We start from the raw sequence: 22136 nt of genomic DNA, 5'->3' as shown, positions 1-22136 counted from the left end.
ACGCGGCGCCGGACCGGGCGGGCGCTAGTGGGCCGCGGCGGCGCGGGTGCGCGGGTGGTCGGGGCCGTAGTGGGTGAGCCAGTCGGCGGTGACGGCCGCCCACTCCCCGGGAGTGTCACGGACACGGGCCAGGACCGTACGGATCTCCAGGACGCTGACATGGGCGGGTGCGAGGGCGGTGCGGGCCGCTGCGAGCGCCTGCTCGGCCGCCGCTTCGGCCTCCTCCCGGCGGCCGAGGCCGAGCAGGGCCACCGCGCGCTGGAACTGGCGCTCGCCGGGCGCGTGCAGCTGCGCCCCGGACGGCGGGACGTCGACGAGGGCGAGCGCCTCCTCGAACCGGCTCTGCCGCGAGAGCGCGTTGGCCAGTTCACGGCGCAGGACCGACGCGACGTGGCTCACCGGCCTGTCCCGCTCGCACGAGGCCAGCAGTTCGCGCAGGACCGTTTCCGCCTCGCGGGCGCGACCGGTCTCGACGAGGCAGTAGGCCAGTCCGCAGGCGCTGTCGGTGCGTTCGACCTCCGGGACCGCCCCGGGCCGCACCGCCAGCACCGACCGGCACACCGACTCCGCCTGCTCGTAGCGGCCCAGCATGGCCAGGGCGTACGCACGCTGCAGGACGATGCGGTAGACCAGCGGGCTCTGCGCGCCCAGCACCATGACCGCCCGCGGAAGGAGTTCGTCCGCGGCGGCGGCGGACGCGTCGAAGCGCGCCTGGTTGCTCAGCAGCCGGCAGGACACGGCGCGGCTGGCGAAATACGCCTTCACCGTGGCCGGTTTCGGCGCGGAACACGTCCCGTAGATCCTCGCGACCTCCGCCAGCTCCGCCTCGGCCGGCGCGAACCGGCCGGCCAGGAGATGAGTGGTCGCGGCCATACTGCGCAGGGCCATCACCCTGGTGACGGGCGGCCGCCGGCTCGACTCGGCCGCGGAGCGGGCGGCGTCGACGATCTGCAGGGCCTCCTCGAACCGGCCCAGGGCCAGCTCGACCGTCCACAGCATCGACTGCACCGGCGTGACCCTGCCGGGATCCGGCTTCCGCACGCCCTGACGCACCGCCAGCAGATGCCTCAGCCGGTGGCCGGCCTCCGCCAGCTCCCCCGTGCCGATCAGCGCCCTGACGTCCTTCAGCTCGGCGTCCTCGCCCGGCCGCCGTCGCCGCGGCCACAGGCCGCGCCCTGCCAGTGATGCCACGTCGGCCCCCCAGCCCTCTCCCTCAGCGGCGGCCATCGTAGCGGCGGGGTCCGTCACTCGCCCCTAGAAGTCCCCGTCCCGCAGTGCCGCGACCACCGCGCCCCTAGAAGCCCCCGTCCCGCAGTGCCGTGACCACCGCGGCCGGGGCCTCCAGCGGGACGAGGTGGCCGGCGGCCGGGAAGGGGATGAGCGTCGCGGCGGGGATCGCGGTGGCGTAGCGGTGGGCCATCGACACGAAATCGGGGGTGTCGAGGCCTCCGGTGCCGATCAGCGCCGGTGCCGTCAGGGCCGTGACGGGCAGGGAGGTGCCCGGCCGGGAGTGGGCCTCGACCGCGGGCTGGTGGGTCAGGGCGGTGCGGAGGGGGCCGCGGACGCGCGCGGTCAGGGCGGGCGGGACGGCGGACCAGGGACGGGCGGGGCCGCGCAGCCACATGGCGAGGTTGAGCTCGACCGCCGCGTCGAGGTCGCCCGCCGCCAGCGCCGCCGCCTCGGCCGTGTCGTAGGCGCGCAGCTCGGGCGAGCGGTCGAAGCCGGGCCAGGGCGGCGAGAAGGCGGCGAGAAGGCCCACCCGCTCCGGGTGGGTCAGCGCGAACTCGATCGCGATCCGCCCGCCCCACGACACGCCCGCCAGGGCCACCCGCGCGAGGCCCAGGTGGTCGAGCAGCGCCGTGAGGTCGGCGACCTCCTCGAAGGGGCCGTCCGGCGGCGGGGACTGGCCGAAGCCGCGCAGGTCGTAGCGGACGACCGTACGGTCGGCGGCCAGTGCGGGCGCGACCTCGTCCCACACGTGGTGGTCGGTCAGTCCGTCGTGGACGAGGACGACGGGCAGGGCCGCGGGGGCGGCGCCGGACGGCGGGCCCTCGACGACGTAGCGGAGGGCGCCCTCCTCGGGCGGCAGACTGAGCATGCCGGGATGCTCGCAGCCGCGCGGACCGCCCGCCACCGAAAAAGCCGGTGCGCCGAAGCCGCGGAGCCGTCCGGAGGCCCGGCCCGCCCGGGCCTCCGCCGGGCTGCTCCGCCCGCGTCCCCGCCCCCGCCCGCAGGTGCGCGCCGGGCTGCCGGACGGCCGTGACGCACGGCGCCGGGCGCCGCCAGGACGACGGCCGCTTCGGCGAGCCGGCCGGGCATGCGGTTCACGCCTCCTTCCGCGCGCTCCCGCCGTGCTCCGCGGCGTCCGGAAGGGTGCGGGCCGCCGCGGTCAGCTCCCGCAGCGTCAGGTGCAGGTCGAAGGGCGCGACCGCGTAGAACTTCATCGCCTTGCCGTCGTCGGACACCTCGATCCGCGCCGCGACCAGGCCGGCCGTCTCCAGGCGCTTGAGGTGCACCTGGAGCAGTGCCCTGCTGATCCCCAGGTCGCGGGCCAGCTGGCTCACGTAGGTCGGCCCTGCCGAGAGGGCCGCCAGGACGCGGATCCGTTGCGGGCTGGCGAGCGTCGCCAGCACCTTCACCAGGTCGTCGCCGGTCAGATTCGTGGTCTCCATAAGCTCCTCCTGCACGGGCAGGGAATGAGGTGCACGTGCCGAATGACGCGGTGGACCGCGTATGCGCCTTGCCGGTAGGGCGGGCGTTCCGCGACCATCGGGCGTCATGGACACCTACACGGGGGACGTGCCGGCGGCAGGCCGGTCCGCGAAATGCAGCAGTTGCGGCGGCACCGCGCTGGAGCCCGGCTTCATCGAGGACTCCGGCGAGGGGTCGAAGGGCTACGCCCGCTGGATCGCCGGCCCGCTGGAACGCGGCATATTCGGCGGTGCGCGGCGCATGGGCAAGCAGCGCTGGCAGATCGAGGCGTTCCGCTGCACCTCGTGCGGCCACCTGGACCTGTTCGCGCACAAGCCGGTGTGAGGGCGCCGGGACACGGCGGGCGCCCGTGACGGACCCGGGCACGGCAACGGGCCGCGGCGAGTGGTCAGTTCGCCGCGGCCCGTCACGCATTCCCCCACTGCACCACCGGGGCGGGCAGCGCGCGCCGCCCCGGTGGTGGTCCGGCTACCACCAGGACGAGCAGCGCGCCGTCCCGTCGTTGGCGGCCTGGACGCACACCCGGGTCAGGGCCGGGCTGTTGTCGGGCAGGTAGCCGCTCTCCAGGGACTGGCCGGCGTTGAGCCAGATGCGGTTCTGGAGGCCGTAGAAGTGGCCGGTGTCGCCCTCGGGCGCCCAGTCCATCCAGCCCGAGCAGGACACGCTGCCGTAGTTGTCCACCAGGTTGCGGACCTGCCAGCCGACGAGCGAGTTGTACTCGGTCATCATCGTGGCGTGGCAGTTGCCGCTCCAGACGGCGTTGCGCGCCGTCTCGGCGGACGCGGCCCCGCTGCTCCCCAGGACCAGCGCCGCCGCACCGGCCATCGTGCCCACCACCACGGCGGCTCTGCGCACTGCGCTCATCGTCTTCGTCATGTCTCCCCGCTTCTCCGATCAGGCCGCCGGCTCGTCACCGGCGTCGGACCCGATCCTGCGCGAGGGCGCCAACGCGCCGCCAACAGCCCGCCAACGCCCCCGCGCGGGGAAACCCGTCAGGGCGTGGCGCAGGTGGCGGCCGGGGCCGGGCTCGGGCTGCTCGTGGCGAGGAAGCCGAAGCTGGTGGACGCGCCCGCGCCGAGGTTGCCGTTCCACGACTCGCTGTGGACGGTCACCGAGCCGTCGGGGTTGACCGTGAAGCCCCCGCCCCAGCCCTGGCTGACGGTGACGCCGGTGAGCGTGACCGTCCAGCTCGTGACGGCGCGCAGCGCGGTGACGGTGACGGACGCCTGGTAGCCGCCCTGCCAGGAGTTGCTGACGGTGAGCGCGGCGGAGCAGTCCTTGCCGCCGGTGCCGCCGGTCGTCGTGCCGGTGGAGGTGCCGGTGGAGGTGCCGGTGGAGGTGCCCGTCGACGTACCGGTGGAGGTGCCGGTGGACGTGCCCGTCGACGTGCCGGTGGAGGTACCCGTCGACGTGCCGGTGGAGGTACCCGCCGACGTGCCGGTGGAGGTACCGGTCGACGTACCGCCCGCCGTCCCCCCGTCCTTCGCCAGCAGCGCCGCCAGCGGCGGGTACCAGCGCGCGGCCATCTTCGCGATGCCCGCGTCGTTCGGGTGGACGCCGTCCGCCGTGTCCGTCGCGTCGTCGAAGCCGGTCCACTGGTCGACGACGGTCACCGGCGACTGCGCCGTGCTGACGGACTTCGCCCACGCCGGGATCGCCGCGTTGAAGGCGACGACGCGCTGCGCGCACTCCGCGCAGTTGGCGGGGTTCATCGGCAGGATCTGCGCGACGAGCACCTGCATGGCGGGGTTGCTCGCCCGCATCTGGCCGACCATCGTCGTGAAGGCGGCGAGGATCTGGGCGGGCGGGATGTTGCTCCAGACGTCGTTGGTGCCGAGGTGCATGAGCACGACGTCCGGCGAGGTGGCGGCGAGCCACGGCGGCAGCTGGTTCTGGTTGGCGATGTTGGTGGCGAGGATGCCGCCGTGGCCCTCGTTGTCGCCGTCGTAGGCGACCCCGCAGCCCTGCGGCGGGAGCGTGCCGACGAAGTCGATGTCGGTGTAGCCGGCGGCCTGGAGCTGGTTCCAGAGGAGGGCCCGCCAGCAGCCGGGCGAGCCGGTGATCGAGTCGCCGAGCGGCATCACCCGCACGGGCGCCGTGGCGGCGGCAGGTGCGGCGGCGGGCATGGAGGCCGACGCCGGGCGTGCGCCGCCCACCGCGGCGAGGGCGCCGAGCGCGAGCAGCAGCAGGGCGAGCAGTAATCTCGGCGCCCGCCATGCGGGCCGGGTGAGCGGGAGTTCGCGGGACATGTCCGGTGTCCTTCCGGGAGGGGGGAGCGCGCTGCGTGGGAGCGCTCCCATAGGCGTACCGACGCGGAACGGCCACCGTCAAGACACGTGCGTGGACGGGCGCGCGGCCGGTCGGGCACCCTCCCCCGTCGAACTCCGTCGAACGTCCAGCGTGCACGCGGGGTACGGGCCGCGGGTCCGCGGCGCGGCCGTACTAGGGTCGGGCGGACACGAATCACTTCACCCGTACGGAGGCGCCATGCGCGCGACGGGCGGTGGCGGCGGGGCGCTGCTGCGGCTGCGGAAGGTTGGCCGGACGTACGGGGAGCGGCGGGCGCTGGAGCCGCTGGACCTGGAGGTCGGCCGCGGGGAGTGCGTGGCGCTCTACGGGCGCAACGGCTCCGGGAAGTCGACGCTGCTGCGGATCGCGGCCGGCCGGGACACGCCCACCCGCGGCGACGCGCTGTTCGCCGGGCGGACGGTACGGGAGGACGATCCGGAGGTACGCGCGCGGGTCGCGGTCGTCGGGGACGCCGCCGCGTGCTACCCCGACCTCACCGTGCGCGAGCACCTGGAACTGGTCACGATCGCGCACGCCGTGGACGACGCCGACGCCTGGATCGACCAGGTGCTCGCCGACCGGCGCCTCGCCGACCACGCCCGCGCGCTGCCCGGCTCCCTGTCCTCCGGGCAGTTGCAGTCCCTCATGCTGGCCGCCGCCCTGGTGCGTCCGCGCGAGCTGCTCATCCTCGACGAGCCCGAGCAGCGGCTCGACCCCGCCGCCCGCGTCCGGCTCGCGGAGCTGCTGGTCGCGGAGAAGGAGGACGGGGTCGCCGTCCTGCTCGCGACCCACCAGCCGGACCTGGCGGAAGCCGTCGCCGACCGGTTGCTCGCCCTGGAGGACGGCCGCGTCATCGCGGACGGCCCGCCCGCGGCCGTCCTGCGCGAGCTGGGCGTCCGCGCATGAGGAAGGAGCCGCGCCCGGGTGTCGGCGACGCCCGCCCCCGCACGCCGGGCACCCCACCGTCCCCCCGCACCCCGGGACCGCCCGTCCCCGCACCCGCACCCGGCCACGGCACGGACCCCGCCCCGGCCGGCCAGGCGGACGGACCCGGGAGCCCGAACGGTGCCGGACCCGGCGCCGCCGCGGCCGACCGGGCGGAGACCGCCCCGGCCCCCACATCCGACACCGCGGGCGCCCACCCGTCGGAGAAGACCAGCGACCACTCGACGGAGGAGGCCCGCGCCCTCCCGGCGCAGGAGCCCGGCACCCCGGCCAAGGAGCCCAGCGACCACCCGGCGGACGAGCCCGGCGACCCCCTGGCGGACGAGCCCGGCGACCACCCGGCGGAGGAATCCGGCGAGCTCGGCGACGAGGCCTGGTCGGAGGCCGAGGACGACCGCACCGCCGAGGTCATGGCGTGGCTGCGGGGCAGGCGGCGGGCGCGGCGGCGGGCCAGGGGGCGGGAGATGGCGGTCGCCGCGTACACCGTCGTCATCGCCCTCGCCGGGTACGGCAGCAGCTTCGCCGTGAGCTTCCTGCGCGGGCTCGACGACGGTGGCGCGCACGGCGCGCTCGCCCGGGAACTGCGGGGGGCGATGCCCGCGCTCGCCGCCTTCGGGGCCCTCGCGCTCGGGGTGCTCGCCGCGCGGGACGCGCTGTGGCGCGGGCCGGTGGTCGTGCCGGGGCCGACCGCGGGGTGGCTGCTGGCGCAGCCGGTCCGGCGTGAGCGCGTCCTGCGCCCGTGGTTCTGGCTCACCGCGGGGCTCGCACCCGTCGCGGGGCTGCTCGCCGGGCTCTGCTGCGCCGCCGTCCTGGACGTCACGCGGCTCGCCTCGCTCGGCGGCGCGCTGCTCGCCGTCCTGCCCGGCGCCGTGTGCCTGCCGCTGCTCGCGGTCGCGCTGGGGACGGCGGTGGAGCGGCGGCCCGCGTGGGGCCGGGCCGTGCGGCGGTGGACGGCGCCCGCCGTACTGCTGCTCGGCGCGCTCGCCGCGCAGGCCGCCCTCGCGGCGAAGGGGCACCGTTCCCCCGCGGTCGAGCAGGCGGAGCTGTGGAGCGGGCCGTGGGGCTGGGCCGGGCAGCCGGTCGTGCACGCCGTCGGGGGGCGGGCGCCGGGCTGGCCCGCCGCCGTCGCGCTGCTCGCGGCCGCGACCGCCGCGGCGCTGCTCGCCGCCCACCGGGACGCCGGTCGCGTGCCCACCGCCCGGCTCCGGGAGCGGGCGGCGACCGCCGCGGCCGTCTCCGCCGTGGCCTGGTCCCTGGAGCTGCGCGCCGCCAAGCTCGCGATCATGGCCGCGGACGGGGGCGGCCCGGCCGTCCGCACGCTGCGCCTGCGCCCGCCCCGCGGACGCCTCGGACGGCATCTGCTCGTGCCCTGGCGGGACCTGCTGACGCTGCTGCGCACGCCGGGACGGCTCGGGAAGGCCGCCGTCTGGACCGCGTGCGGGGCGCTCGCCGCGGGTGCCGGGGCCGAGCTGGGCGGCGAGCGGCGCTGGGTGGGGCTCGTGCTCGGGCTGCTCGCCGGATACCTCGCCGTGGGGACGCTCGCGGAGCCCGCGCGGCTGGAGACCGACGACGTACGGCGGGCCGCCTGGGCGCCGTACCGCTTCCGCCGGGTGATGCTGCTGCACGGTGTGGTGCCGGCGGTCCTCGGGGCGGGGCTGGGGCTGCTCGCCGCCGTGCCGTACGCCGCCGCGGGGCATCCCTCCGCACTGGTGCTGCTGCCCGCGTGCGCGCCGGCGGCGGCCGCGGGGGCGCTGGTGTCCGCGGCGCGCGGGCCGGCCCGTACGCAGCTGCTCTTCCTGGGGCTCGCGACGCCCGCGGGTGATCCGGGGCCGCTCATCTACCTGGCCTGGTACGCCGCGGGCCCGCTGCTGGCGTGCGGGGGGCTCACCCTGGCCCTCGCCGGGCCACCGGCCCAGGCCGTGGTCGTCGCGCTGGGCCTCGCCCTGGCTCTGGCCCTCCTCGCCGGGCGCGCGGCGGACCGCCTCTTCCGGTAGCGGCTCGCCCCTGCGGCGCGGGGCGATCCCCGCGGGGACCAGCGCAGCCGAGGCCGCGCCGCACTCCGCGGCCACCCCGGCGGGGCAGTCCGCTGCGGACCACCGGACCACGGGTGGTCGCCCGCGCGGCTCCCCCCGTCCCCCCGGGGGCCCGCCCTACGCACGAAGGTCCCGCACCCCCCGAGGGGTGCGGGACCTTCGTGAGGTGAGCCGTAGCTCACGAAGAAGCGTCGGAGACTACTTGACGATCTTCGTGACCTGGCCGGCGCCGACCGTCCGGCCACCCTCACGGATGGCGAACTTCAGGCCCTCCTCCATGGCGACCGGCTGGATCAGCTGGACGCTCATGGAGGTGTTGTCGCCCGGCATGACCATCTCGGTGCCCTCGGGGAGGGTCACGACGCCGGTCACGTCGGTGGTCCGGAAGTAGAACTGCGGACGGTAGTTGTTGAAGAACGGGGTGTGACGGCCACCCTCGTCCTTCGACAGGATGTACGCCTGCGCCTCGAACTCGGTGTGCGGCGTGACCGAACCCGGCTTGATGATGACCTGGCCGCGCTCGACGTCCTCGCGCTTGATGCCGCGGAGCAGCAGACCGACGTTCTCACCGGCCTGGCCCTCGTCGAGCAGCTTGCGGAACATCTCGATGCCGGTGACCGTGGTGCTGGTCTTCTCCTGCTTGATACCGATGATGTCCACGGTCTCGTTGACCTTGAGGACACCGCGCTCGATACGGCCGGTGACGACGGTGCCACGACCGGTGATCGTGAAGACGTCCTCGATCGGCATCAGGAACGGCTTGTCGACGTCACGCTCGGGGGTCGGGATCGCCTCGTCGACGGCCTGCATCAGGCCGAGCAGCTTCTCGCCCCACTCCTTGTCGCCCTCGAGGGCCTTGAGCGCGGAGACCCGGACGACCGGCAGGTCGTCACCCGGGAACTCGTACTCGGAGAGCAGCTCGCGGACCTCGAGCTCGACGAGCTCGAGGATCTCCTCGTCGTCCACCATGTCGGCCTTGTTCAGGGCGACGACGATGTACGGGACGCCGACCTGGCGGGCCAGGAGCACGTGCTCCTTGGTCTGCGGCATCGGGCCGTCGGTCGCGGCGACCACCAGGATCGCGCCGTCCATCTGGGCGGCACCGGTGATCATGTTCTTGATGTAGTCCGCGTGACCCGGGCAGTCGACGTGGGCGTAGTGGCGCGACTCGGTCTGGTACTCGACGTGCGCGATGGAGATGGTGATACCGCGCTGGCGCTCCTCGGGAGCCTTGTCGATCTGGTCGAAGGCCGAGGCCTCGTTCAGGTCCGGGTACGCGTCGTGCAGCACCTTGGTGATCGCCGCGGTAAGGGTCGTCTTACCGTGGTCGATGTGACCGATGGTGCCGATGTTGACGTGCGGCTTAGTCCGCTCGAACTTCGCCTTCGCCACTGGGTTCCTCCTGGGGGTGGATCTGTACGCCTTGCTTCATCGGCGCCAGGTGATCTTTGCTGGATTGCAAGCCTAGAGCGAGTTATTCGCCCTTGGCCTTCGCGATGATCTCCTCGGCGACGTTCCGCGGAACCTCGGCGTAGGAGTCGAACTGCATGGAGTAGCTGGCCCGGCCCGAGGTCTTCGACCGCAGGTCACCGACGTAGCCGAACATCTCCGACAGCGGGACCAGGCCCTTGACGACCCGGGCACCGCTGCGCTCCTCCATGGCCTGGATCTGGCCACGGCGGGAGTTGAGGTCGCCGATCACGTCGCCCATGTAGTCCTCGGGGGTGGTGACCTCGACGGCCATCATCGGTTCGAGGAGTACGGGGCTGGCCTTGCGCGCGGCCTCCTTGAAGGCCTGCGAACCGGCGATCTTGAACGCCAGCTCGGAGGAGTCGACCTCGTGGTAGCCACCGTCGATCAGGATGACGCGGACGCCCACCATCTCGTAGCCGGCGAGGATGCCGAACTTCATGGCCTCCTGGCAACCGGCGTCCACCGACGGGATGTACTCGCGGGGGATGCGGCCACCGGTGACCTGGTTGACGAACTCGTACGACGCGTCGCCGCCCTCGATGGGCTCGATGCCGATCTGCACCTTCGCGAACTGACCGGTACCACCGGTCTGCTTCTTGTGGGTGTAGTCGACCCGCTCGACCGCCTTGCGGATGGTCTCGCGGTACGCGACCTGCGGCTTGCCGACGTTGGCCTCGACCTTGAACTCGCGCTTCATACGGTCGACCAGCACCTCGAGGTGCAGCTCGCCCATACCGCCGATGATGGTCTGGCCGGTCTCCTCGTCCGAGTGGACCTGGAAGGAGGGGTCCTCCTCCGCGAGACGCTGGATGGCGACACCCAGCTTCTCCTGGTCGCCCTTGGACTTGGGCTCGATCGCGACCTGGATGACCGGCGCCGGGAAGTCCATGGACTCCAGGATCACCGGCGCCTTGTCGTCGCAGAGGGTCTCACCGGTGGTGGTCTGCTTCAGACCCATGACGGCGACGATGTCGCCAGCACCCACCGAGTCGATCTCCTCACGCTTGTTGGCGTGCATCCGGTAGATCTTGCCGATCCGCTCCTTCTTGCCCTTCACCGGGTTCAGCACGGCCGAACCGGACTCCAGGCGGCCCGAGTAGACCCGGACGAAGGTGAGCTTGCCCAGGTGCGGGTCGCTCATGATCTTGAACGCGAGGGCGGCCAGCGGCTCCTCGTCGGACGGCTTGCGCTTGACGACGACCTCGGCGTCCTTGACGTCGTGGCCCTCGATGGCCTCGACGTCCAGGGGGGAGGGCAGGTAGCGCACGACGGCGTCGAGCAGCGGCTGCACACCCTTGTTCTTGAACGCGGTACCGCAGAACACCGGGGTGACGGTGGTGTCGCCGCCCTTGCCGGAGTTGATGGTGATACGGCGGATCGCCGCGTACAGCTGCTCCACGGTGGGCTCGGTGCCCTCCAGGTACAGCTCCATCATCTCTTCGTCGTTCTCGGCGACGGTCTCCAGCAGCTTGCCGTGCCACTCCTCGGCGGCCTCGGTGTGCGTGGCCGGGATGTCGACGACGTCGTACATCTCGCCCTTGGTCGCCTCGGCGGACCACACGAGGGCCTTCATCTGGACGAGGTCGACCACGCCCTTGAAGTCGGCCTCGGCGCCGATCGGCAGCTGCATGACGATCGGGGTCGCGCCGAGGCGGTCCACGATCATGTCGACGCAGCGGTGGAACTCGGCGCCGGTGCGGTCGAGCTTGTTGACGAAGCAGATGCGGGGAACGCCGTAGCGGTCGGCCTGCCGCCACACCGTCTCGGACTGGGGCTCCACACCGGCGACACCGTCGAACACGGTGACGGCACCGTCGAGGACGCGGAGCGAACGCTCCACCTCGACCGTGAAGTCGACGTGCCCGGGGGTGTCGATGATGTTGATGGTGTGGTCGACCTCGTCGAGCGGCCAGTGACAGGTCGTCGCGGCGGACGTGATGGTGATGCCGCGCTCCTGCTCCTGCTCCATCCAGTCCATGGTGGCGGCGCCGTCGTGGACCTCACCGATCTTGTAGGAGACACCGGTGTAGAACAGGATCCGCTCGGTGGTGGTCGTCTTGCCCGCGTCGATGTGGGCCATGATCCCGATGTTGCGGACCCTGGCCAGGTCAAGTGAAGTGGTGGCCATGTGGCTCAGTCTTCTCTCGGTTCTCGATGGGGGTAGCGACTACCAGCGGTAGTGCGCGAAGGCCTTGTTGGACTCGGCCATCTTGTGCGTGTCCTCGCGACGCTTCACGGACGCCCCGAGGCCGTTGCTGGCGTCGAGGATCTCGTTCATGAGCCGCTCGGTCATGGTCTTCTCGCGGCGGGCGCGGGAGTACCCGACCAGCCAGCGCAGCGCCAGGGTGTTCTGCCGGCCCGGGCGGACCTCGACCGGGACCTGGTAGGTCGCGCCACCGACGCGGCGGGACTTGACCTCCAGGGTCGGCTTGATGTTCTCCAGGGCGCGCTTGAGCGTGATGACCGGGTCGACCCCGGCCTTCTCGCGCAGGCCCTCGAGAGCGCCGTACACGATGCGCTCGGCGGTGGAGCGCTTCCCGTGCAGGAGGATCTTGTTGACGAGGGACGTCACCAGCGGGGAGCCGTAAACCGGGTCGATGATGACCGGGCGCTTCGGGGCGGGGCCCTTACGAGGCATTCTTACTTCTCCTTCTTGGCGCCGTAGCGGCTGCGCGCCTGCTTACGGTTCTTGACGCCCTGCGTGTCGAGGGAACCACGGATGATCTTGTAGCGAACACCCGGCAGGTCCTTCACACGACCGCCACGCACGAGCACGATCGAGTGCTCCTGCAGGTTGTGGCCCTCACCCGGGATGTAAGCGGTGACCTCGATACCACTGGTAAGGCGCACACGTGCGACCTTACGGAGTGCCGAGTTCGGCTTCTTCGGGGTGGTCGTGTACACACGCGTGCAGACGCCACGGCGCTGCGGGGAACCCTTCAGCGCGGGCGTCTTGTTCTTGTCGACCTTGTCCTGCCGGCCCTTGCGGACCAGCTGCTGGATCGTAGGCACCGTATCTCCGGTTTCTCTGTGCCGATCTCGATGAAACTAACCTGGGCTCCGACCCACGCGGTCGGGTGTGTCGCGGACCCTGCACATCCCCCGGAAAAGGCGGGGAGGTACGTATCGTCGGGCGCCACCGCCTCGGGCTTCTTGCACGGTCGCATGGCACGCGCAAGAACCCGGGCACACCCCAGGCACAAGGTCAGAGCGTACCTACCGCATCGGCCGCGGTCAAAACACATGCATACCGTCCGGATTCCGCCAGCTCAGCGGCCCCACCGGAAAAGGCCGCGGAGCGGCCGCCCCCGAGGGGGACGGCCGCTCCGTTGCCTGCGCGGACCTGCGGCTCAGCCGTTGTACGGGCCGTAGTCGTAGTCCTCCAGCGGGACGGCCTGGCCGGAGCCGGAGCCGAAGGGGCTGTAGTCGATGTCGTCGTAGCCGACGGCCGAGTACATCGCGGCCTTGGCCTCCTCGGTCGGCTCCACCCGGATGTTGCGGTAACGGGACAGGCCCGTACCGGCCGGGATGAGCTTGCCGATGATGACGTTCTCCTTCAGACCCAGCAGCGAGTCCGACTTCGCGTGGATCGCCGCGTCCGTCAGCACCCGGGTCGTCTCCTGGAAGGACGCCGCCGACAGCCACGACTCGGTGGCCAGCGACGCCTTGGTGATACCCATGAGCTGCGGACGCCCCGAGGCCGGGTGACCGCCCTCGGACACGACCCGCCGGTTCTCCTGCTCGAACCGGCCGCGCTCGACCAGCTCGCCGGGCAGCAGCTCGGCGTCGCCGGACTCGATGATCGTCACGCGGCGCAGCATCTGCCGGATGATGATCTCGATGTGCTTGTCGTGGATCGACACGCCCTGCGAGTTGTAGACCTTCTGGACCTCGGCCACCAGGTGGATCTGCACCTGGCGCTGGCCCAGGATGCGCAGCACGTCGTGCGGGTTGGTGGCACCGTAGGTGAGCTTCTGGCCGACCTCGACGTGGTCGCCCTCGCCCACCATGAGCTTGACGCGCTTGGAGATCGGGTACGCCAGCTCGTCGGAGCCGTCGTCCGGCGTGACGACCAGCTTCTTGGTCTTCTCGGTCTCCTCGATGCGCACCCGGCCGGCCGCCTCGGAGATCGGGGCGACACCCTTGGGCACACGGGCCTCGAAGAGCTCGACGACACGCGGCAGACCCTGGGTGATGTCGTCACCGGCCACACCACCGGTGTGGAAGGTACGCATCGTCAGCTGGGTGCCGGGCTCACCGATCGACTGGGCGGCGATGATGCCGACCGCCTCGCCGATGTCCACCAGCTTGCCGGTGGCCAGCGAGCGCCCGTAGCAGTAGGCGCAGGTGCCGACGGCCGACTCGCAGGTCAGGATCGAGCGGACCTTGACCTCCTCGACGCCGAGCCGCACCAGCTGGTCGATGAGCACGTCGCCGAGGTCGACGTTGGCGGGCGCGACGACCTTGCCGTCCACCACCACGTCCTCGGAGAGCATGCGCGCGTACACGCTGGTCTCGACGTCGTCCGCCTTGCGCAGGACGCCGTCGGCGCCGCGCTCGGCGATCCGCAGCTTCAGACCGCGCTCGGTGCCGCAGTCCTCCTCGCGGATGATGACGTCCTGCGAGACGTCCACCAGACGACGGGTCAGGTAACCCGAGTCGGCGGTACGCAGCGCGGTGTCGGCCAGACCCTTGCGGGCACCGTGGGTGGAGATGAAGTACTCCAGCACGGACAGGCCCTCACGGAAGGACGCCTTGATCGGCCGCGGGATGGTCTCGTTCTTGGCGTTGGAGACCAGGCCTCGCATACCCGCGATCTGACGCATCTGCATCATGTTTCCGCGGGCGCCGGAGTCGACCATCATGAAGATCGGGTTGGTCCTCGGGAAGTTCTCCCGCATCGCCTGGGCAACGTCGTTGGTGGCGTTGTTCCAGATCCCGATCAGCTCGTCCGACCGCTCCTGCTTGGTGATCAGACCGCGCTCGTACTGCTTCTGGACCTTCTCGTCCTTGGCCTCGTACTCGGCGATGATCGCCTTCTTCGCCTCCGGCACGACGATGTCGGTGACGGCGACGGTGACGCCGGAACGGGTGGCCCAGTGGAAGCCGGCCGCCTTCAGGTTGTCGAGCGTCGCCGCCACGATGACCTTCGGGTAGCGCTCGGCGAGGTCGTTGACGATCTCCGAGAGCTGCTTCTTGCCGACCGCGTAGTCCACGAACGGGTAGTCCTCGGGCAGCAGCTCGTTGAACAGCGCCCGGCCCAGCGTGGTGCGCAGCCGGAAGCTGTCACCGACCTGGTACGGCTGCTCGCCCTCGACCGGCTCCGGCGGGGTCCAGCCGCGCGGCGGGACGGTGCCCACCGGGAAGCGGATGTCCACCGGCGCCTGCATCGACAGCTCGCGGTTGTCGAACGCCATGATCGCCTCGGCGGTCGAGCCGAAGGCCCGGCCCTCTCCGACGATCGTGCGCTCCTCGGAGTCCGTGGTCAGGAAGAACAGACCGAGCACCATGTCCTGGGTCGGCATGGTGACCGGGCGGCCGTCGGCGGGCTTGAGGATGTTGTTCGAGGACAGCATCAGGATGCGGGCCTCGGCCTGCGCCTCCGCGGACAGCGGCAGGTGCACGGCCATCTGGTCGCCGTCGAAGTCCGCGTTGAAGGCGGTGCAGACCAGCGGGTGGATCTGGATCGCCTTGCCCTCGACCAGCTGCGGCTCGAAGGCCTGGATGCCGAGGCGGTGCAGCGTCGGCGCGCGGTTGAGCAGCACCGGGTGCTCGGCGATGACCTCTTCCAGCACGTCGTACACGACCGTACGGCCGCGCTCGACCATGCGCTTGGCCGACTTGATGTTCTGCGCGTGGTTGAGGTCCACCAGGCGCTTCATCACGAACGGCTTGAAGAGCTCCAGCGCCATGGCCTTGGGCAGGCCGCACTGGTGCAGCTTGAGCTGCGGGCCGACGACGATCACCGAACGGGCGGAGTAGTCGACGCGCTTGCCGAGCAGGTTCTGCCGGAAGCGGCCCTGCTTGCCCTTGAGCATGTCGGACAGCGACTTCAGCGGGCGGTTGCCGGGGCCCGTGACCGGGCGGCCGCGGCGGCCGTTGTCGAAGAGCGCGTCCACGGCCTCCTGGAGCATGCGCTTCTCGTTGTTCACGATGATCTCGGGCGCGCCGAGGTCGAGAAGCCGCTTCAGGCGGTTGTTGCGGTTGATGACGCGGCGGTACAGGTCGTTCAGGTCGGAGGTCGCGAAGCGGCCACCGTCCAGCTGCACCATCGGGCGCAGGTCCGGCGGGATCACCGGGACGCAGTCCAGCACCATGCCGTTGGGCTTGTTGGTGGTCTGCAGGAAGGCGGAGACGACCTTGAGGCGCTTGAGCGCACGGGTCTTCTTCTGGCCCTTGCCGGTGCGGATGATCTCGCGGAGGCGCTCGGCCTCCTCCTCCAGGTCGAAGGACTCCAGGCGCTTCTGCAGCGCCGCGGCACCCATCGAGCCCTGGAAGTACGTGCCGAAGCGGTCGCGCAGCTCGCGGTAGAGCAGCTCGTCGCCCTCCAGGTCCTGGACCTTGAGGTTCTTGAAGCGGGCCCACACCTCGTCGAGGCGGTCGATCTCGCGCTGCGCGCGGTCGCGCAGCTGCTTCATCTCGCGCTCGGCGCCCTCGCGGACCTTGCGGCGGACGTCGGCCTTGGCGCCCTCGTTCTCCAGCTCGCCGAGGTCGGCTTCCAGCTTCTTCTGCCGGCCCTCGACGTCGGCGTCACGGCGCTGCTCGATCTGCTGCCGCTCGACGGAGACCTGGGCCTCCAGCGACGGCAGGTCGCGGGTGCGGCGCTCGTCGTCGACCCACGTGATCATGTACGCCGCGAAGTAGATGACCTTCTCCAGGTCCTTCGGGGCGAGGTCGAGCAGGTAGCCCAGGCGCGACGGGACACCCTTGAAGTACCAGATGTGCGTGACGGGCGCGGCCAGCTCGATGTGGCCCATGCGCTCGCGGCGCACCTTGGCGCGGGTGACCTCCACGCCGCAGCGCTCGCAGATGATGCCCTTGAAGCGCACGCGCTTGTACTTGCCGCAGTAGCACTCCCAGTCCCGGGTGGGGCCGAAGATCTTCTCGCAGAAGAGCCCGTCCTTTTCCGGCTTGAGGGTGCGGTAGTTGATGGTCTCGGGCTTCTTGACCTCGCCGTGCGACCAGGTCCGGATGTCGTCCGCGGTGGCCAGGCCGATCCGCAGCTCGTCGAAGAAGTTGACGTCGAGCACTGTGTCGTCAATCCCTCTCAGGGTTGATTCTCAAATGGTCTGAACGGGTCGTGGGGGCCGCCGGGCCCGGCCGTACGTGGTGTACGGCCGGGGGGCCGGCGGAACCCGTCAGACCTCTTCGACGCTGCTCGGCTCGCGCCGGGACAGGTCGATACCGAGCTCCTCGGCGGCGCGGAACACGTCCTCGTCGGTGTCGCGCATCTCGATGGACATGCCGTCCGAGGACAGCACCTCCACGTTGAGGCACAGCGACTGCATTTCCTTGATGAGCACCTTGAAGGACTCGGGAATGCCGGGCTCGGGGATGTTCTCGCCCTTGACGATGGCCTCGTAGACCTTCACGCGGCCGAGAACGTCGTCGGACTTGATGGTCAGCAGCTCCTGGAGTGCGTACGCGGCGCCGTACGCCTCCAGCGCCCACACCTCCATCTCGCCGAATCGCTGCCCGCCGAACTGCGCCTTACCACCCAGCGGCTGCTGGGTGATCATCGAGTACGGACCGGTGGAGCGGGCGTGCAGCTTGTCGTCCACCAGGTGGTGCAGCTTGAGGATGTACATGTAGCCGATCGAGATCGGGTCCGGGAACGGCTCGCCGGAGCGGCCGTCGAAGAGCCGGGCCTTGCCGGAGGGCAGGACCAGCCGGTCGCCGTCGCGGTTCGGGATCGTGGACTCGAAGAGCCCGCGGATCTCGTCCTCGCGCGCACCGTCGAAGACCGGGGTCGCGACGTTGGTGCCGGGCTCGACGCGGTGCGCGTCGATGGCCTCCAGCCGGCGCGCCCACTCGTCGGCGACGCCCGAGACGTCCCAGCCCTGCTTGGCGAGCCACCCGAGGTGGATCTCCAGCACCTGGCCGGGGTTCATCCGGGACGGGACACCGAGCGGGTTGAGGATGATGTCGACCGGGGTGCCGTCCTCGAGGAAGGGCATGTCCTCCACGGGGAGGATCTTCGAGATGACACCCTTGTTGCCGTGCCGGCCGGCGAGCTTGTCGCCGTCGGTGATCTTGCGCTTCTGCGCGACGTAGACGCGGACCAGCTGGTTCACGCCCGGCGGCAGCTCGTCGCCCTCCTCGCGGTCGAAGACCCGGACGCCGATGATCTTGCCGACCTCGCCGTGCGGGACCTTCAGCGAGGTGTCGCGGACCTCACGGGCCTTCTCACCGAAGATCGCGCGCAGCAGCCGCTCCTCCGGCGTCAGCTCGGTCTCACCCTTCGGGGTGACCTTGCCGACCAGGATGTCGCCGGCGACCACGTCGGCGCCGATCCGGATGATGCCGCGCTCGTCGAGGTCGGCGAGCACCTCCTCGGAGACGTTCGGGATGTCCCGGGTGATCTCCTCGGGGCCCAGCTTGGTGTCGCGGGCGTCGACCTCGTGCTCCTCGATGTGGATCGAGGACAGCACGTCGTCCTGCACGAGGCGCTGCGACAGGATGATCGCGTCCTCGTAGTTGTGGCCCTCCCATGGCATGAACGCGACCAGCAGGTTCTTGCCGAGCGCCATCTCCCCTTCCTGGGTCGACGGACCGTCGGCGAGCACCTGGCCGACCACGACGCGGTCGCCCTCGTTGACGACGACCTTCTGGTTGAAGGACGTGCCCTGGTTGGAGCGGGAGAACTTCGCGACGCGGTAGGTGTTGTACGTGCCGTCGTCGTTGGTCACCGTGACGTAGTCCGCGGAGACCTCCTGGACGACGCCGTCCTTCTCGGCCTTGATCACGTCGCCGGCGTCGACCGCGCAGCGGTACTCCATGCCGGTGCCGACCAGCGGGGCCTCCGCCTTGATCAGCGGCACGGCCTGGCGCATCATGTTCGACCCCATGAGCGCGCGGTTGGCGTCGTCGTGCTCCAGGAACGGGATCATCGCGGTCGCGACCGACACCATCTGGCGCGGCGAGACGTCCATGTAGTCGACGTCGTCACCGGGGATGTAGTCGATCTCGCCGCCACGGCGGCGGACCAGCACGCGGGACTCGGCGAACCGCAGGTCCTCGGTCAGCGGCGCGTTGGCCTGCGCGATGACGAAGCGGTCCTCCTCGTCGGCGGTCAGGTAGTCGACGTCGTCGGTCACGACGCCGCCCACGACCTTGCGGTACGGCGTCTCGACGAAGCCGAACGCGTTGACCCGGCCGTAGGAGGCCAGCGAGCCGATCAGACCGATGTTCGGGCCTTCCGGCGTCTCGATCGGGCACATCCGGCCGTAGTGCGACGGGTGCACGTCACGGACCTCGAAGCCGGCCCGCTCACGGGACAGACCGCCGGGGCCGAGCGCCGACAGGCGGCGCTTGTGGGTCAGACCGGACAGCGGGTTGGTCTGGTCCATGAACTGCGACAGCTGGCTGGTGCCGAAGAACTCCTTGATGGAGGCAACGACCGGCCGGATGTTGATCAGGGTCTGCGGCGTGATCGCCTCGACGTCCTGGGTGGTCATGCGCTCGCGGACCACGCGCTCCATACGCGCCAGGCCGGTGCGGACCTGGTTCTGGATGAGCTCGCCGACGTTGCGCAGGCGGCGGTTGCCGAAGTGGTCGATGTCGTCGACCTCGACCACGATGGCCGAGCCGTTCTCACCGGTCGTCTCGGTCTCGCCGGCGTGCAGCTTCACCAGGTACTTGATGGTCGCGATGATGTCCTCGGTGGTGAGCACACCCGCGTCCAGCGGGGCGTCGCTGCCGAGCTTCTTGTTGACCTTGTAGCGGCCGACCTTCGCCAGGTCGTAGCGCTTGGGGTTGAAGTACAGGTTCTCCAGCAGGGTCTGGGCGGCCTCCTTGGTCGGCGGCTCGCCCGGGCGCAGCTTGCGGTAGATGTCGAGCAGCGCGTCGTCCTGGCCCTGGGTGTGGTCCTTCTCCAGGGTGGCGCGCATCGACTCGTAGTCGCCGAACTCCTCGAGGATCTGCTCGGTGCTCCAGCCGAGCGCCTTGAGCAGCACCGTGACCGACTGCTTGCGCTTGCGGTCGATGCGGACGCCGACCATGTCGCGCTTGTCGATCTCCATCTCCAGCCAGGCACCCCGGGAGGGGATGATCTTGGCCGAGAAGATGTCCTTGTCGGACGTCTTGTCGATGCTGGAGTCGAAGTAGACACCCGGCGAGCGGACCAGCTGCGAGACGACGACACGCTCGGTGCCATTGATGCAGAAGGTGCCCTTCGAGGTCATCAGCGGGAAGTCGCCCATGAAGACCGTCTGGGACTTGATCTCGCCGGTCTCGTTGTTGGTGAACTCGGCGGTGACGAAGAGCGGGGCGCCGTACGTGAAGTCGCGCTCCTTGCACTCGTCCAGCGAGTTCTTCGGGGGCTCGAACCGGTGGTCACGGAACGTGAGCGACATCGACCCGGAGAAGTCCTCGATCGGGGAGATCTCCTCGAAGATCTCCTCCAGACCGGACTTCCTGGGGACGTCCTGCCCACTGTCCAGCGCCGCCTCGACCCGGGCCTTCCACGCAGCATTGCCGAGCAGCCAGTCAAAGCTCTCGGTCTGGAGCGCGAGGAGGTTCGGAACTTCGAGCGGTTCACGGATCTTCGCGAAAGAGATGCGCAGCGGGGCAGTGCTGGCGCCGTTGTTCGAATTGGCAGTCGAGGCGTTGCGCGAGGCGGCCAAGAGGGGGTCCTTCCGAGGGCTCGGACTCACTACGCGCGTACCGGTCCGCCCCTGAGGACCAGAGGGAAAGCCCTGATGAAGGGCCTTCTCAGCAGCTCTCAGACGTGGGCATGCTCCTGGTGACGGGCCAGGCAGCAGCTAACAGGCAGCGCAAAGGGTCAGTGTAGCCACTTGGCACACTGATGTCCAGGCTGAGATTCGGAGTACCGAATCGTCGCCTCCTCCGCCCGTCTCGCGACCCCAAGCCTCGGAACCTGGAATCGCCTCCGTCATACGCTGCCGTCGTCCTGCGTCGTGCTGCATAGCCATGCATTCCCGCATCGCCGCCGATCCATGCATCGGATCATGCACCGGATCGGCGCCGGACCACGACCGGCCCCGCCGGGATCGTGCCCAACGTCGTGGCGCGTCCTGAGAATTGCGCGCCGCGTGCCAAACGTCAAGGCCCCGGCCCCGCACACATGCGCGAGCACCCGTTCCCAGCAGGAAGGATCACCCTACCCGCCGGCCACGACAACCCCCGCCGCGGCCCGCCGGAGGCCGTACGAACGACCGAGGGCGGCCACCCTTCCGGGTGACCGCCCTGCGGTGGGTGGAGCAGCAAGTGCTCCTACGTCACGGAGCGTGAGGCTCGTGGTGACGTGAGGTGTTACTTGACCTCGACCGAGGCGCCGGCGCCCTTGAGGGACTCGGCGGCCTTGTCCGCGGCCTCCTTGTTGACCTTCTCCAGGACGGGCTTCGGGGCGCCGTCCACGAGGTCCTTGGCCTCCTTCAGACCCAGCGAGGTCAGCTCGCGCACGACCTTGATGACCTGGATCTTCTTGTCGCCCGCGGCGGTGAGGATGACGTCGAACTCGTCCTTCTCCTCGGCGGCCTCGGCCGGAGCGGCGACACCGGCGCCACCGGCGGCGACGGCGACCGGAGCGGCGGCGGTGACGTCGAACTTCTCCTCGAACGCCTTCACGAACTCGGAGAGCTCGATGAGGGTGAGCTCCTCGAACTGGGCGAGCAGTTCGTCCTGGGTGAGCTTCGCCATGATGGCGGTCCTTCCACTAAATCGGCGGGTGCCGGATGTCGTACAAGTCGGCGGGCGTACGGTCGGCCCGCGTAAGCCGGTGCGCTGGTGCGTGATGCGGTCGCGCGCCGGCCCCGACCGGAGCCGTCAGGCCCCGGTCATCGTGCGAGCCGAATTACTCGGCACCGCCCTGCTCGGCCTCGGCCAGCTTGACCCGAAGCGCCTCCGCGGTGCGGACGAACTTCGACGGGAGCGCCTGGAAGAGCGCGGCAGCCTGCGACTGCTTGGCCTTCATGGCGCCCGCCAGCTTGGCGAGCAGAACCTCGCGGGACTCGAGGTCCGCAAGCTTCTTGATCTCGTCGGCGGACAGCGCCTTGCCGTCAAGGACACCGCCCTTGATGACGAGAGCGGGGTTGTCCTTGGCGAAGTCGCGCAGACCCTTCGCCGCCTCCACCGGGTCACCGGTGACGAAGGCGACAGCCGACGGACCCGCGAACAGGTCGTCGAGCTGGGTGATCCCGGCCTCGTTGGCCGCGATCTTGGTCAGCGTGTTCTTCACCACGGCGTACTGGGCGTTCTCACCGAGCGAGCGGCGCAGCGTCTTGAGCTGTGCGACGGTGAGACCGCGGTACTCGGTCAGCACGGCGGCGTTCGAGGAGCGGAACTGGTCCGTCAACTCGGCAACCGCGGCAGCCTTGTCAGGCCTCGCCATGAGTCTCGGCCTCCTTCCGGGGTGATGGACCGCGCGGAACGAAGGACGAGGCGGTGTGCCCCGGGCAAAACAAACGCCCCGGCGCAAGCGCACGGGGCGTGACTCGACGCAGC

16 protein-coding genes are annotated in these 22136 nt (G+C 70.7%); 3 read left to right on the top strand and 13 right to left on the bottom strand.

All coding sequences use genetic code 11. The annotated features are described in order from the left end of the window. Window positions 1-24: 24 nt before the first annotated feature. From ACH4SE_RS19860 to ACH4SE_RS19850, 3 genes are all read right to left on the bottom strand, one after another. The gene (locus ACH4SE_RS19860) at window positions 25-1191 is read right to left on the bottom strand and encodes a tetratricopeptide repeat protein (RefSeq protein WP_398544713.1); all 1167 of its coding nucleotides are present in this window, start codon (window positions 1189-1191) and stop codon (window positions 25-27) included. Window positions 1192-1294: 103 nt separating this feature from the next. Further along, complete coding sequence (locus ACH4SE_RS19855; RefSeq protein WP_398544712.1) at window positions 1295-2098, bottom strand: alpha/beta fold hydrolase; 804 nt, start codon at window positions 2096-2098, stop codon at window positions 1295-1297. Between the two features lie 226 nt (window positions 2099-2324). Beyond that, on the bottom strand, window positions 2325-2672 hold the full coding sequence (locus ACH4SE_RS19850; protein ID WP_398544711.1) for an ArsR/SmtB family transcription factor: 348 nt from the start codon (window positions 2670-2672) through the stop codon (window positions 2325-2327). A gap of 106 nt (window positions 2673-2778) precedes the next feature. Here ACH4SE_RS19850 and ACH4SE_RS19845 point away from each other — a divergent pair, with 106 nt between their 5' ends. Beyond that, entirely contained in the window at window positions 2779-3036 is a 258-nt protein-coding gene (locus ACH4SE_RS19845) for a hypothetical protein (protein WP_398544710.1), read from the top strand. Between the two features lie 144 nt (window positions 3037-3180). Here the strand turns inward: ACH4SE_RS19845 and ACH4SE_RS19840 are convergent, their stop codons facing one another. After that, entirely contained in the window at window positions 3181-3588 is a 408-nt protein-coding gene (locus tag ACH4SE_RS19840) for a hypothetical protein (RefSeq protein ID WP_398544709.1), read from the bottom strand. Window positions 3589-3704: 116 nt separating this feature from the next. Next, the gene (locus ACH4SE_RS19835; protein WP_398544708.1) at window positions 3705-4961 is read right to left on the bottom strand and encodes a GDSL-type esterase/lipase family protein; all 1257 of its coding nucleotides are present in this window, start codon (window positions 4959-4961) and stop codon (window positions 3705-3707) included. Window positions 4962-5199: 238 nt separating this feature from the next. On the opposite strand from ACH4SE_RS19835, the gene ACH4SE_RS19830 reads away from it, so the two are divergent. Together ACH4SE_RS19830 and ACH4SE_RS19825 are read left to right on the top strand one after the other, a co-directional pair. Then, entirely contained in the window at window positions 5200-5907 is a 708-nt protein-coding gene (locus tag ACH4SE_RS19830) for an ABC transporter ATP-binding protein (protein WP_398544707.1), read from the top strand. Beyond that, the gene (locus ACH4SE_RS19825) at window positions 5904-7940 is read left to right on the top strand and encodes a hypothetical protein (protein WP_398544706.1); all 2037 of its coding nucleotides are present in this window, start codon (window positions 5904-5906) and stop codon (window positions 7938-7940) included. The genes ACH4SE_RS19830 and ACH4SE_RS19825 overlap by 4 nt, the downstream gene beginning before the upstream one ends. Window positions 7941-8177: 237 nt before the next feature. Here the strand turns inward: ACH4SE_RS19825 and tuf are convergent, their stop codons facing one another. The 8 genes from tuf to rplJ all read right to left on the bottom strand — a co-directional run bounded on the left by tuf (window position 8178) and on the right by rplJ (window position 22023). Next, on the bottom strand, window positions 8178-9371 hold the full coding sequence (gene tuf / locus ACH4SE_RS19820; RefSeq protein ID WP_398544705.1) for an elongation factor Tu: 1194 nt from the start codon (window positions 9369-9371) through the stop codon (window positions 8178-8180). Between the two features lie 82 nt (window positions 9372-9453). Then, window positions 9454-11580, bottom strand: a complete 2127-nt coding sequence (gene fusA, locus ACH4SE_RS19815; RefSeq protein ID WP_398544704.1) for an elongation factor G — start codon at window positions 11578-11580, stop codon at window positions 9454-9456. A gap of 39 nt (window positions 11581-11619) precedes the next feature. Beyond that, complete coding sequence (gene rpsG, locus ACH4SE_RS19810) at window positions 11620-12090, bottom strand: 30S ribosomal protein S7 (RefSeq protein WP_031519738.1); 471 nt, start codon at window positions 12088-12090, stop codon at window positions 11620-11622. Window positions 12091-12092: 2 nt separating this feature from the next. Further along, on the bottom strand, window positions 12093-12464 hold the full coding sequence (gene rpsL, locus ACH4SE_RS19805) for a 30S ribosomal protein S12 (protein WP_031519741.1): 372 nt from the start codon (window positions 12462-12464) through the stop codon (window positions 12093-12095). A gap of 338 nt (window positions 12465-12802) precedes the next feature. Further along, window positions 12803-16702 carry a DNA-directed RNA polymerase subunit beta' gene (locus ACH4SE_RS19800; protein WP_398544703.1) on the bottom strand — a complete coding sequence of 1300 codons (3900 nt, stop codon included), beginning with the start codon at window positions 16700-16702 and terminating at the stop codon, window positions 12803-12805. Window positions 16703-16810: 108 nt separating this feature from the next. Further along, window positions 16811-20296, bottom strand: a complete 3486-nt coding sequence (rpoB, locus tag ACH4SE_RS19795) for a DNA-directed RNA polymerase subunit beta (protein WP_398544702.1) — start codon at window positions 20294-20296, stop codon at window positions 16811-16813. A 649-nt stretch (window positions 20297-20945) separates the two neighbouring features. Next, window positions 20946-21332 (bottom strand): 50S ribosomal protein L7/L12, encoded by a 387-nt coding sequence (gene rplL / locus ACH4SE_RS19790; protein WP_398544701.1) that lies wholly within the window; start codon window positions 21330-21332, stop codon window positions 20946-20948. A gap of 154 nt (window positions 21333-21486) precedes the next feature. Next, window positions 21487-22023 (bottom strand): 50S ribosomal protein L10, encoded by a 537-nt coding sequence (gene rplJ, locus ACH4SE_RS19785; RefSeq protein ID WP_398544700.1) that lies wholly within the window; start codon window positions 22021-22023, stop codon window positions 21487-21489. Window positions 22024-22136 lie beyond the last annotated feature (113 nt).

Source organism: Streptomyces sp. NPDC020983, assembly GCF_044333485.1.
Lineage (GTDB): Bacteria > Actinomycetota > Actinomycetes > Streptomycetales > Streptomycetaceae > Actinacidiphila.
Note: the sequence above shows the minus strand (reverse complement) of the source record. Positions and strands in the feature narration are given on the sequence as shown.